The 11,409-nt window shown below is 70.1% G+C and carries 12 protein-coding genes and 1 tRNA gene; 7 read left to right on the top strand and 6 right to left on the bottom strand.

Annotation, left to right across the window (positions count from 1 at the left end; genetic code table 11):
- Nucleotides 1-38: 38 nt before the first annotated feature.
- Both AS850_RS04395 and AS850_RS04400 read left to right on the top strand, forming a co-directional pair.
- Nucleotides 39-112, top strand: a tRNA-Met gene (locus AS850_RS04395).
- 260 nt (nt 113-372) lie between these two features.
- Nucleotides 373-1,194, top strand: a complete 822-nt coding sequence (locus tag AS850_RS04400; protein ID WP_164088385.1) for a carbon-nitrogen hydrolase family protein — start codon at nt 373-375, stop codon at nt 1,192-1,194.
- A gap of 209 nt (nt 1,195-1,403) precedes the next feature.
- Here AS850_RS04400 and AS850_RS04405 read toward each other — a convergent pair whose 3' ends face one another.
- Nucleotides 1,404-2,606 (bottom strand): aminotransferase class I/II-fold pyridoxal phosphate-dependent enzyme, encoded by a 1,203-nt coding sequence (locus AS850_RS04405; RefSeq protein WP_119868032.1) that lies wholly within the window; start codon nt 2,604-2,606, stop codon nt 1,404-1,406.
- Between the two features lie 163 nt (nt 2,607-2,769).
- Here AS850_RS04405 and AS850_RS04410 point away from each other — a divergent pair, with 163 nt between their 5' ends.
- The 5 genes from AS850_RS04410 to AS850_RS04430 all read left to right on the top strand — a co-directional run bounded on the left by AS850_RS04410 (nt 2,770) and on the right by AS850_RS04430 (nt 7,652).
- Nucleotides 2,770-4,407, top strand: a complete 1,638-nt coding sequence (locus AS850_RS04410; protein WP_119868033.1) for a S1C family serine protease — start codon at nt 2,770-2,772, stop codon at nt 4,405-4,407.
- Between the two features lie 73 nt (nt 4,408-4,480).
- Nucleotides 4,481-5,524 carry a glycosyltransferase family 2 protein gene (locus AS850_RS04415; RefSeq protein ID WP_119868034.1) on the top strand — a complete coding sequence of 348 codons (1,044 nt, stop codon included), beginning with the start codon at nt 4,481-4,483 and terminating at the stop codon, nt 5,522-5,524.
- A gap of 2 nt (nt 5,525-5,526) precedes the next feature.
- Nucleotides 5,527-6,345, top strand: a complete 819-nt coding sequence (locus AS850_RS04420; protein WP_119868035.1) for a CDP-alcohol phosphatidyltransferase family protein — start codon at nt 5,527-5,529, stop codon at nt 6,343-6,345.
- Nucleotides 6,346-6,383: 38 nt separating this feature from the next.
- Nucleotides 6,384-7,247 (top strand): glycosyltransferase family 2 protein, encoded by an 864-nt coding sequence (locus AS850_RS04425; protein WP_119868036.1) that lies wholly within the window; start codon nt 6,384-6,386, stop codon nt 7,245-7,247.
- Nucleotides 7,248-7,331: 84 nt separating this feature from the next.
- The gene (locus tag AS850_RS04430) at nt 7,332-7,652 is read left to right on the top strand and encodes a helix-turn-helix domain-containing protein (protein WP_119868037.1); all 321 of its coding nucleotides are present in this window, start codon (nt 7,332-7,334) and stop codon (nt 7,650-7,652) included.
- Nucleotides 7,653-7,666: 14 nt separating this feature from the next.
- On the opposite strand, the gene AS850_RS04435 is transcribed toward AS850_RS04430, so the two are convergent.
- The 5 genes from AS850_RS04435 to AS850_RS04455 form a co-directional block, all read right to left on the bottom strand.
- On the bottom strand, nt 7,667-7,948 hold the full coding sequence (locus tag AS850_RS04435; RefSeq protein ID WP_119868038.1) for a hypothetical protein: 282 nt from the start codon (nt 7,946-7,948) through the stop codon (nt 7,667-7,669).
- Nucleotides 7,949-8,071: 123 nt separating this feature from the next.
- Nucleotides 8,072-8,869: a hypothetical protein gene (locus tag AS850_RS04440; protein ID WP_119868039.1), complete on the bottom strand. Its 798-nt coding sequence runs from the start codon at nt 8,867-8,869 to the stop codon at nt 8,072-8,074.
- Nucleotides 8,870-8,879: 10 nt separating this feature from the next.
- A complete protein-coding gene (locus AS850_RS04445) occupies nt 8,880-9,674 on the bottom strand; it encodes an ABC transporter ATP-binding protein (protein ID WP_119868040.1) in 795 nt (264 codons plus the stop codon).
- Nucleotides 9,674-10,471 (bottom strand): ABC transporter permease, encoded by a 798-nt coding sequence (locus AS850_RS04450; RefSeq protein WP_236940820.1) that lies wholly within the window; start codon nt 10,469-10,471, stop codon nt 9,674-9,676. Before AS850_RS04450 ends, AS850_RS04445 begins: the two co-directional genes overlap by 1 nt.
- 49 nt (nt 10,472-10,520) lie before the next feature.
- Nucleotides 10,521-11,213, bottom strand: coding sequence for a phosphocholine cytidylyltransferase family protein (locus tag AS850_RS04455; RefSeq protein ID WP_119868042.1), 693 nt, complete (start codon nt 11,211-11,213; stop codon nt 10,521-10,523).
- Between the last annotated feature and the right edge of the window lie 196 nt (nt 11,214-11,409).

Genomic DNA, 11,409 nt, shown 5'->3' on the forward strand with positions numbered 1-11,409 from the left:
ACCAACGCTCCACCCCGTGCTAGAGTCACTTCTTGTGCCGCGGGGTGGAGCAGTTCGGTAGCTCGCTGGGCTCATAACCCAGAGGTCGTAGGTTCAAATCCTGCCCCCGCAACAAGAACGGTTGAGGCCTGTCCAGTCATGGACAGGCCTTTTCCGTTTTGTTGCGTGCTTGTCTGGCGCCTCTCGGCGCTGGACGTCGCTGCGCTCCGTCGGGGACGACGGGGTGCGCGGCGCTTCGCGCGCGTCGGGTGGAGATGCCGGGGGCGCGGCGCTTCGCGAGCGTCGGGAGGCGCGGCGCTTCGCGCGCGGCTGCGGGCGGGGGCTGGGCGGGCATCCTGCTGGCGACGGAGGGGTGCGGGATACCCTGGCAGCATGAGCGACAGCATCCTCGTCGGAGTCGGCCAGTTCGCCCCCGGCGCCGACAGCCAGGAGAACCTCGACCAGATCGAAGCCCTCGCGGAACGAGCGAGCCGGCGCGGTGCGCGCGTGGTCGTGTTCCCCGAGTACGCGTCCTACTTCGAGAAGAACCTCGGCCCCGCGTTCGTCGCCGCCGCGCAGGCCCTCGACGGCCCCTTCGTGACCGGCCTCGGACGCCTGGCCGAGCGGCTCGGGATCTTCGTGGTGGCGGGCCTCGTCGAATCGACCGGCACCGAGCGGTTCTCGAACACGCTGGTCGCCCTCGGGCCCACGGGCGAGCTCGTCGCCACGTACCGCAAACTGCACCTCTACGACGCCTTCGGTCAGACCGAGTCCGACTGGGTGGTGCCCGGCGTCGTCGAACCGCCGCAGATTTTTGACGTCGACGGCTTCAGCGTCGGCCTCCAGACCTGCTACGACGTGCGATTCCCCGAGGTCAGCAGGATGCTCGTGGACGCCGGCGCCGAGATATTGCTGCTCCCCGCCGAGTGGGTCCGCGGTCCGCTGAAGGAACACCACTGGCGAACGCTCGTCACGGCTCGCGCCCTCGAGAACACGATCTACATCGCGGCGGCCGACCACGCGCCGCCCGTCGGCGTCGGGAACAGCCTGGTCGTGGATCCTGCCGGTGTCGTCGTCGCCGGTCTGGGCGACGAGGCGTCGGGGGTCGCCGTGGCCGAGGTGCGGCGTGACCGGCTCGAGGCCGTGCGAGAGCAGAATCCGGCGCTGCGGCTCCGTCGGTTCCGGGTCGTCGAGGGGCGGCCTTCCGCCGTGTGACTCCACGGTTTACGTCGTTCGGCGAAAGTGAGCGGCGTGTTGTGGAGTCTCGCCGGGCGCGAGGTGCGCGAGGTGCGGCTGCGGGCGAGTGACTCCACGTTTTACGTCGCTCGGCGAAGGTGAGCGGCGTGTTGTGGAGTCTCGCCGGCGGGCGGGCGGGCGGACGGGCGGGCGCGCGGGCGGGCGGCAGGCGGCGGGACGGCGCGCCGCTAGCGTGCGGCGAGCGACGCCAGCCGCGCCGACGCCTCCTCGAGCACCTCGACGCGCTTGCAGAAGGCGAAGCGCACGAGCGACGCCTGCTCGGCGGCGAGCCCGGGGTGGCAGAAGGCGCTGATCGGCACCCCCACGACCCCGGCGAGCTCCGGGAGCCGCCGGCACAGGTCGACGGCGTCCGGGAAGCCCAGCGGGGCGGCGTCCGCCACGATGAAGTAGGAGCCGCGCGGGTGCGAGACGGCGAACCCCGCCTCCCGGAGCCCGCGGCCGAGGAGATCGCGTTTGCTCTGGAGGGCGAGCGCGGCACCGGTGAAGAAGCTGTCGGGGAGCCGCAGCCCCGCGGCGATCGCCGGCTGGAACGGCGCCCCGTTCACGTAGGTCAGAAACTGCTTCACGGCCAGGATCTGTGCGACGAGCGTCGCCGGCGCGGAGAGCCAGCCGATCTTCCACCCCGTCGTCGAGAACGTCTTGCCCCCGCTCGAGATCGTGACGGTCCGCCCGCGGGCGCCCGGCAGAGTGGCCAGCGGGACGTGGGCGATCCCGTCGAAGGTCAGGTGCTCGTACACCTCGTCGCAGACGAGGATGGCGTCGTGCCGTTCGGCGAGCTCGACCAGGAGCCGCCGGGTCGCGTCGTCGAGGACGGCTCCCGTCGGGTTGTGGGGGTCGTTGACGAGGATCACCCGGGTGCGGTCGCTCACGGCGGCGCGGAGTTCGTCGTGGTCGACCGCGAAGTCCGGCCCGCGGAGGGCCACGGTCCGATGGACGCCGCGGGCGAGGCCGATGACGGCCCCGTAGGAGTCGTAGAACGGTTCGAGGGTCAGCACCTCGTCGCCCGCGTCGACGAGGGCGAGGAGCGTCGCGGCGAGGGCCTCCGTGGCTCCTGCCGTGACGAGCACCTCGCTCGCCGGGTCGACCTCGAGTCCGTAGAAGCGCTTCTGGTGCTCGGCGATCGCCTCGAGCAGCACCGGCATGCCGCGACCGGGCGGGTACTGGTTGACGCCGTCGGTGATGGCCCGGCGAGCGGCTTCGAGGACCTCCTCCGGTCCGTCCTCGTCCGGGAAGCCCTGACCGAGGTTCAGCGACCCGGTCGCCGTGGCTAGGGCCGACATCTCGGCGAAGATCGTCGGCGCGAGGCGTCCGTCGGAGCCGAGGAGCATGGCTCCGCGCGCGGCGCGCTCCCAGGGGGCGAGAGGGGTCATGGCTGTCCTCGGTCGAGCGAGCGGTGGGATTCCACCGTAGACCGCGGCGCGGGGCGACAGCGAGGACCCGCACCTAGGATGGGCCAGACCGCTCACAGCTTCGCCTTGCGATTCGCACAGGTTGCTGGTGAAAGCTGGGCGGGCTTGAAAGGAGCACTCGCGCATGACGGAGACCCCTGGCAACGACCTGCCGGAACGACACGACTCGAAAGACTCGAACGACTCGAACGGCACCTCGACCCCCGGAGACGACCGGACCAGCGCGTCCTCCCGCCCCGACGCCTGGGAGGCGCCGAGCCCCGCCGCTCGTCGGCCGGTCGACGACCGACCCGATGCGGGTGCCCCGCCGCTGCCGACCGAGACCCCCGTGCCCCTCGCGCAGACCGAGACGCAGCCGACGACGCCTCTCCCCTTCACGGGCGACGAGCACCGCGCGCCGGCCTCCGCCGACCACGGCCCCTACGCCGGTGCCCATTCGGCGGCCTACGCCTCCGTCACGAACCCTCAGGGCGCAGGATCCGAGGCGGGCGGCTCGACCCCCGGCCAGTCCTCGTCCACCGGCTACGCGGCTCCTGCGGGCCTCTGGTCGGCCCCCTCCGCGCCGCGCCCGAAGAAGCGCGGCCTCGGCGCGTTCGTCGCCGTCGCGGTCGTGGCCGCGGTGATCGGCGCCCTCGTGGCCACCGGCGGCTACGCCCTCCTCGGCCGGAACGGCTCCACCGCCGTCGCCGGCGGCGGCTCGGGCAGCCTGACGGTCAACAACTACAAGGACGCCACGGTCGTCACGGCCGTCGCGGCGAAGGCGACCCCGTCCGTCGTCACGATCAGCGTCTCCTCCGGCAGCTCCGCGGGGACCGGTTCCGGCGTGATCCTCAGCGACGACGGCTACATCCTGACGAACACGCACGTCGTCACCCTCGACGGTCAGAGCGGCAGCGGAACGGTGAGCGTCACGCTCTCCGACGGCACCATCTTCCCCGCGACGATCGTCGGCACCGACCCGGTCGTCGACCTGGCGGTCATCAAAATCAAGGCGACGGGTCTCAAGCCCATCTCGTTCGCCGACTCCTCGAAGCTCAACGTCGGAGACACGGCCGTGGCCATCGGCGCCCCGCTCGGGCTGTCGAACACGGTCACCGACGGCATCGTGTCGACGCTGAACCGGAGCATCACCGTCGCCTCGTCCGCGGCCCCCGACTCGAGCGACAGCTCGAGCGGTTCGCAGGACAACAATGGCCAGGGCCCGTTCAGCTTCGACAACGGCTCCGGGTCGACGACGACCCCGTCGACGACGATCTCCCTGCCGGTCATCCAGACCGACGCGCCGATCAACCCCGGCAACTCCGGCGGCGCGCTGCTCGACTCCAAGGGCGAGCTGATCGGCATCAACGTGGCGATCGCCGGAACGGGGAGCTCCTCCAGCTCCGACTCGCAGTCGGGCAGCATCGGCGTGGGCTTCTCCGTGCCGGCCAACCTCGCCAAGCGGGTCTCGAGCGAGATCATGGCGTCGGGCAAGGCGAGCCACGGGCTCCTGGGGGCGAGCGTGGCCGACGCCACGAGCGACACCTCGGCCCGGCACACCGGCGCGCTGATCAAGTCGATCTCCTCGGGCGGAGCCGCCGAGAAGGCGGGTCTCCGGGCCGGCGACGTGGTGACGCAGTTCGACGGCGTCGCGATCACGGGGGCGACCGACATCACGGCGCAGGTGCGGACGCTCGCGGGTAACTCGACGGCCTCCGTGACCTACATCCGCGACGGTGCGACCAAGACGACGACGGTGACCCTCGGGACCCTGTCGAGCTGACGGCTCCTGCTAAGCTCGTCCGGATTTCCGCTGGGGACACCGCGCCCCTTCGACCCCGACGGCACAGGATCACATGAGCTCTGACGACACCGCCCCCGTGGGTGTCTCCTACGTGATGCCGGTCCTCAACGAGGTCGAGGAGATCCGCTCGGCCGTCGACAGCCTGATCGCCCAGGACTACTCCGGGCCGTTCGAGGTCATCCTCGCCCTCGGGCCGAGCGTCGACGGGACGAACGAGGTCGTCGCGGAGATGTCGCTGGCCGATCCGCGGATCCGCAGCATCCCCAACCCGGTGGGCTCGACCCCCGCCGGTCTCAACGTGGCGATCCTGGCCTCGCGGTACCCCGTGACGGTCCGGGTCGACGCCCACTCGGTGCTGCCGACCGATTACACCAGGATCGCGGTCGAGACCCTCCTCGAGAGCGGGGCCGACAACGTCGGCGGCATCATGCACGCCGAGGGTCGCACCCCGTTCGAGAAGGCCGTCGCTCGCGCCTACGGGAGCCGAGTCGGGCTCGGCGGCACGCCGCACCACGTCGGCGGCAAGGAGGGCCCGGCCGAGACCGCCTACCTCGGCGTCTTCCAGAGGCACCGCCTGGTCGAGGTCGGCCTCTTCGACGAGGACATCAAGCGGGGCCAGGACTGGGAGCTCAACCGCCGGCTCCGCTCGACCGGCGGCACGGTGTGGTTCACGCCCCGCCTCACGGTCACGTACCGACCGCGACCCAGCCTCAAGAAGCTCGTCCGGCAGTTCGTCGCGACGGGGATCTGGCGGGGTGAGCTCGTCCGGCGCTTCCGCTTCGCCAACTCGCTGCGCTACCTCGTCCCGCCGGTCATGGTGACGGGTGTCGCCCTCGGCCTGGTCGCCGGTCTCGTCGGAGTCGTCGGGGCGGTCGCGCACAGCCCGCTCGCCTGGCTCCTGCTCGGCTTCGCGGTGCCGGCCGTGTACGTCGTCTTCGTGGTCGTCGCGACCTTCGCCTCCGGCCGCTCGGACGACGCCCGGACGCGCCTCTGGTTTCTCGTAGTCTTGCCCTGCATCCATTTCGGATGGGGAATCGGATTCGTCGTCGGGTTCTCGAAGCTCGCGGGCAACATCACCGCGCACGTCGGAAGGTAGGCATGACGACGCCTTCACCCCCGCGGCCCGCACGGCCCTCCTCGATCGCCGAACTCCGACGCGTGGCGCAGCCGCCCGAGGTCCGCAGCCGCGCCAACGCCGAGCACTGGACGGCCTCGCTCTACCTGCGCGACGTCTCGCCGTACCTGACCTGGATCCTGCTCCGGACGACCATCTCCGCGAACGGCGTCACGGGGCTGATGATCCTCACGGGCTGGGCCACGGCCTTCTCCCTCCTCGTTCCCGGCATCGCGGGCCCCCTCCTCGCCCTCGTCCTCGGGCAGGCGCAGATGCTCGTGGACTGCTGCGACGGAGAGGTCGCTCGCTGGCGTGGCACGTCCTCTCCCGCGGGGGTCTTCCTCGACAAGGTCGGCCACTACACGACCGAGGCGCTCATCCCGACGATGCTGGGCCTCCGGGCGGCCGGTCTCGGCGCAGGCAGCCCCCTCGACTACTTCTGGACCACGCTCGGCCTCGGCCTCGCCGTCGTCATCGTGCTCAACAAGGCGCTCAACGACATGGTCCACGTGGCCAGGGCCAACGCCGGCCTCGACAAGCTGGAGGACAAGCGCGGGGGAGTCACTGTCCCGACCGGTCGTCTGCTCGCGAGGCTCCGCAGCGCCGCCCGCTTCGTGCCCTTCCACCGGCTCTACCACTCCGTCGAGCTCACGATCGTCATCTTCGCGCTCTCTCTCGTCGGGCTCGCGATCGGCCAGGTGACGGCTGACCGCATCCTGCTGGCCGTCCTCCTGCCGCTGTCGGTGCTGGCCCTGGTCGGCCACTTCGTGGCCATCCTCGCGTCCAAGCGGGTGCGCTCCTGACCGTGCGGACGACCGGGCCGACGACAGGGCGGACGACCGTGCCGACGATCGGCGTCGTCAGCCTGACGCAGGGTCGACGGCCGGCCGACCTCGCCCGGAGTCTCACGAGCCTCCTGGCGCAGGAGGGCGTGAGTCTCGACGTGGTCTGCGTCGGGAACGGCGGCGATCCGGGAGGGCTGCCCGAGGGCGTCCGTCCGCTCGTGCTCCCCGACAACGTCGGTATCCCCGCGGGGCGCAATCGCGGTGCGGACGCGGTCGCGGGGGAGTTCGTCTTCTTCCTCGACGACGACGCCTCGCTTCCGTCGACGACGTTCCTCCGCGACGCCGTCGCCGTGCTCGATGCCGACCCCGGCATCGGGCTCCTGCAGCCGCGGGTCACCGACCCGGGGGGGCGCGGGGATCCGCGCCGCTGGATCCCTCGCCTGAACAAGGGACGTGCCGACGAGTCGAGCGACGTCTTCAGCGTCTGGGAGGGAGCGGTCCTCCTGCCCCGCGCCGTCTTCGACGCCTGCGGCGGCTGGGGCGAGCCGTACTTCTACGCGCACGAGGGCATCGAGCTCGCCTGGCGCGTCTGGGCCGCGGGGCGCAGGGTCCGCTACGACGGTCGTCTCGTGGTGAACCACCCGGCCATCGACCCCGCGCGTCACAGCCAGTACTACCGGCTCAACGCGCGCAACCGCGTCTGGTTGGCGAAGCGCAATCTGCCTCTGCCCCTGATGCCCGTCTACGTGGGGAGCTGGACGCTCGTCCAGGTGCTCCGCTGGGCGCGACGACCCGAGCGGCTCCGGCCCTGGTTCGAGGGATTCCGCGAGGGCTGGGCGCGGTCGCCGGGCGGTCGCCGTTCGATGGGGTGGCGCACGGTGTGGCGCATGACCCGCGCCGGACGCCCTCCGGTGATCTGACCAGAGACGATATATGCATAGTGCATTCAGCACCTCGTTCTATATACTCTGGCGCTTCTCGCCGTAGCGACCTATACATGAGGTGTGTCAGAACCGTCGTCTCGTGCCAATCGCCTCTTCGGCGAACGACTGCGTGACGAGCGGGTGCGGCTCGGCCTGAGCCAGAACGAGCTCGCCGACCTGGCCGGGATGAACGTCTCCAACTACGGCAAGATCGAGCGCGGTATCGGGAACCCCGTGCTGCACACGATCGTCCGCCTCGCTTCGGTGCTCGGGATCGACCCGGGCGCCCTCGTCGCCGGCCTCTCGGGCGAGGACCTCCCGCCCGTCGTCGAGACCTTCTCGGCGGCCGACTACGTGCGGGAGCGTCGGAGCCGTCGCTCGACCGGCATCGCCTCCGACTGACCGCCCCTCGCCGCTCAGAAACTGAAGCGCCACAGGTACTCGTCGCCGTCGGGCCGGAACCAACGGACCACCACGATCGAGTCGCGGCTCAGGTCGCTGCCCACGATCGTCAGGGTGAGGCGGGAGCCGGGTGCGAGGCACGTCGCCGAGACGGGCACGAGGAGCCCGGATCCGAGGAGGGTCACGCGGAGGCCGCGCACCACCTCGTCGCCCATGTTGACGAGGCGGTAGAGCCGCGGGGCGAGGCTGCGGTCGATGACGAACGGAACGGCGTAGGCCGGTGGGTGGCTGCTCATGGGCCACACGTTAGGAGGGGCGTACGACCTTTGGTCGGGCAGCCTGTGGAGAGCGCCTCGCCTGTGGACGACGACCGTTCGTCCGCGGCTGTGGGGGAGGGGTGACCGCAGGATGCCCGGGGCTCAGCGCTCCAGCTCGCCCGGGAACACCGCCGGCGCCGGGCCGAACGCCGTCCGCGAACTGGTCACCACGCGGCGACCGAGCGTGTGGTTGCCGAACCCGCCGATGACCGCGCCGATGCCGAACGGGATGGCCCGACCGAGGATAGTCGTGCCCTGCGAGCGGACGAAGCGCTTGAGGAACTGCTTCCGGACGAGATCCGAGATCCCCGACATCGTGACCTTCGGGAGGCGCTGCGCCACGAGATCGCCCCAGAAGGCGGAGCGCGCCGGGCCGGTACCGATGGCCTCGCCCGCGAGCTGGCGCACCAGCTCGGCGCCGGGTCCACCGAGCATCATGGCCATGACGATCGTGCGGGCCCGCTCGGGATCGGTGACGGCGATGCCGTGCACCTCGGTCACCGACTGGGCGTAGAGCGCGCTGGCCTCGAGGAAGTAGGCCGTCTCGGCACCGGAGAGCGCCAGGGAGACGCCGATCCCGACGCCGGGGATGACGGCGCTCGCTCCCACCGCGGCACCGCCGGTCGTCACCGCGGCGAGGTACTCGCGCTCGAGCGTCCGGAGGATCTGAGCCGGCGTGTGGTCGGGGTGACGTCGACGGAGCTGTCGGACGTGCGCCTCCACGACGGGGTGCTGCACGGTGAGCACGCGGTTGAGGGCGCGCTGCCAGCCGGGGCTGTCGAGATCGCGCCCGAGTGCGGCCCCGGTCCGCGCGAGGTCGTCGCCCTGGACGGGCAGGGCCCGCTCGAGGTCGGTGGTGGCTTCGGAAGCGGAGGTCCTCGAGTTCTTGTCGCGTCGCATCCTGCGGACTCTACGCCGACGAGGTGGGAGGAGTCCTCGCCTGCAGGTCGGCCTCGTAGCGGTCGAGGGCCTCGTCGATGGGGCCGTCGAACACGAGGCTCCCGCGGTCGAGGTAGAGGCCGCGCGTGCAGAAGCGCCGGAGGTCCTTCTCGTTGTGGGAGACGAAGAAGAGGGTGCGGCCCCCCTCGAGCATCTCCTCGATGCGGCGGTAGCACTTCTCGCGGAAGGATTTGTCGCCGACCGCGAGGACCTCGTCGACCAGGATGATCGGCTCGTCGAGCCGGGCGATGACGGCGAACGCGATGCGCACCTTCATCCCGCTGGAGAGGTGCTTGTAGGGGGTGTCGACGAAGGCGGCGATCTCGGCGAAGTCGATGATCTCGTCGAAGCTCGCGGCGATCTCGGCCCGGCTCATGCCGTGGAGCCCGGCCGTGAGGTAGACGTTCTCGCGGACCGTGAGGTCGTTCACGAAACCGCCGGTGATCTCGATGAGCGGCGCCACGCCGTCGCGGACCTGGACGCGGCCCTCGTCGGGCAGCACGACCTCGGCGACGAGCTTCAGGAGGGTCGACTTGCCCTGTCCATTCCGCCCGACGACCCCGATCGACTCGCCGCGCTTCACGTCGAAGGAGACGTTGCGGAGGGCCCAGAACTCGTCGGGCCGCGCGCGACGGCTGCTGTCGGCGAAGAGGTCTTTGAAGGAGCGACCGGCGCGGCGGTTGCGGCGGAAGCGGATGCCGACGTCGGAGACGCGGATGACGGGGTCGAGGGCGGTCGTCGCGGGCCCCGCGGTGGTGGCGGTCATCAGATCTCCTTGAGGACGGCCCGCTCGCAGGCGCGGAAGACGAGGATGCCGATCGCGAGGACGACGAAGCACATGACGGCGCCCACGACGACCTCGTAGAGGGATATCTGGTCGGGGAAGAACGCGCCGCGGTACATGCCGAAGATCCCGCTCAGGGGGTTGAACGCCGCGAAGAAGCGGAAGTCGTGGGGGAGGTTCTTCGTCCCGTAGATGATCGGCGAGGCGTAGAAGAGGAAGCGCAGGATGAGTTTGACGGCCCTCTCGAGATCGCGGAAGAACACCACCAGCGGCGCGATGATCAACCCGAGGCCCGTGATCAGGACGGCCTGCAGGAGGATCGCGATCGGGAACAGGACGACCTGCCAGTGCAGGGTCGCCCCGGCGAGGATGGCGAAGAAGGCCAGCACGGGGAGGCTGAAGAGGAATTCGATCCCCTTCGACATCACGATGCGGTTGACCCAGATGGTGCGCGGGATCTTCGTGGACCGGACGAGCTTGGCGTCGCTCGTGAACGCCTTGGTCGCGTCGGACACCGCCCCGTTGAACCACTGCCAGGCGAGCACGCCGCTGAGGAGGAAGACGATGTACGGCGTCTCGCCGACGTTGCGCTTGAAGATCTGCGTGAAGACGAAGTAGTAGATCGCGCTCATCAGGAGCGGGTCGAGGATCGACCAGACGTAGCCGAGCTTCGAGGTGGCGTAGCGGACGCGCAGGTCGCGACTCGTGAGGAGCCACAGGATCTGGCGGTATCTCGCGAGCCCGGTAGCCCGGGGCCGCGCGCTCACGGTTGTCGTCACGGGTGTCCTCTACTGTTCAGGACATCCCGGCCGAGGCCGTCGACCGGGCTCAGACGAAGAGGTTCGCCCGCTCGAGGTCTTCGGCGAAGTCGACCTCGACGGCGTAGAGGTCGGAGATGTCCACCGGCACAAAGCGTAGGCCATTCTGCTCGATACCCAGCTCGATGCCGCGCTCGAAGTAGTCCTGGTTGTCGACCCGGCCGAGCTGGCGCGTGAGGGCGGCCTTGTCGGCCTTCGAGACGAAGTTGATGCCGACGGCCTCGCCGAGCCCGTGCTTGACCTGCTTGGAGAGCTCGTCGATGAAGCCCTCCGCGTCGGTGGTGTACTTGACCTCCTCGTCGGAGACCTTCGCCGTGTTGACGGAGACGAACGACTGGTCGGACGAGATGTAAGGGAGGGCGCGCTGGAGCGCGGCCGGGTCGAAGACGACGTCGCCGTTCATCCAGAGGACGCCGCTGGAGCCGGTGGCCTTCAGAGCGCGCATGAGGCTCTTCGACGTGTTGGTCTGGTCGTACTGCTCGTTGTAGACGAAGCTCGCGGTCGGGAAGGCTTCGACGATGTGCTCGTACTTGTAGCCGACGACGACGGTGATCTTCACGTCAGCGCCGAAGGCCTGGCGGATGTTCTCCATCTGCTGCTGCATGATGGTCCGGCCGTCGGCCAGCTCGGTGAGGCACTTGGGCAGCGAGCGCCCCAGACGGGTGCCCATGCCTGCGGCCAGGATCACGATTTGGGTGCTCACGGTTGTCTCCTCATAGTGGTCTCCGCCTGCCTTCGCCGTCGACCCCTGCCATCGTCGGCTGTCGCTGCGAGGGTGGCCGCGATGCTTCGCGGACCTGCCCGTCGGGCGACCCGGGGTACGAAATCGAAGGTGTTCACCGGAATCGCTCTCGGTGTTCACGAAGGGTTTCGAGCCTTGGACACGTCACTGTGCGTTA

Origin of the sequence: Frondihabitans sp. 762G35, assembly GCF_002074055.1 — a bacterium.
Lineage (GTDB): Bacteria > Actinomycetota > Actinomycetes > Actinomycetales > Microbacteriaceae > Frondihabitans.

What these genes read in the sequence shown, in the direction of transcription:
- AS850_RS04445 (WP_119868040.1), bottom strand. Translation starts at nt 9,674, where the DNA reads ATGACCGCCACCACCGCGGGGCCCGCGACGACCGCCCTCGACCCCGTC.
- AS850_RS04415 (WP_119868034.1), top strand. Translation starts at nt 4,481, where the DNA reads ATGAGCTCTGACGACACCGCCCCCGTGGGTGTCTCCTACGTGATGCCG.
- AS850_RS04420 (WP_119868035.1), top strand. Translation starts at nt 5,527, where the DNA reads ATGACGACGCCTTCACCCCCGCGGCCCGCACGGCCCTCCTCGATCGCC.
- AS850_RS04405 (WP_119868032.1), bottom strand. Translation starts at nt 2,606, where the DNA reads ATGACCCCTCTCGCCCCCTGGGAGCGCGCCGCGCGCGGAGCCATGCTC.
- AS850_RS04435 (WP_119868038.1), bottom strand. Translation starts at nt 7,948, where the DNA reads ATGAGCAGCCACCCACCGGCCTACGCCGTTCCGTTCGTCATCGACCGC.
- AS850_RS04440 (WP_119868039.1), bottom strand. Translation starts at nt 8,869, where the DNA reads ATGCGACGCGACAAGAACTCGAGGACCTCCGCTTCCGAAGCCACCACC.
- AS850_RS04410 (WP_119868033.1), top strand. Translation starts at nt 2,770, where the DNA reads ATGACGGAGACCCCTGGCAACGACCTGCCGGAACGACACGACTCGAAA.
- AS850_RS04400 (WP_164088385.1), top strand. Translation starts at nt 373, where the DNA reads ATGAGCGACAGCATCCTCGTCGGAGTCGGCCAGTTCGCCCCCGGCGCC.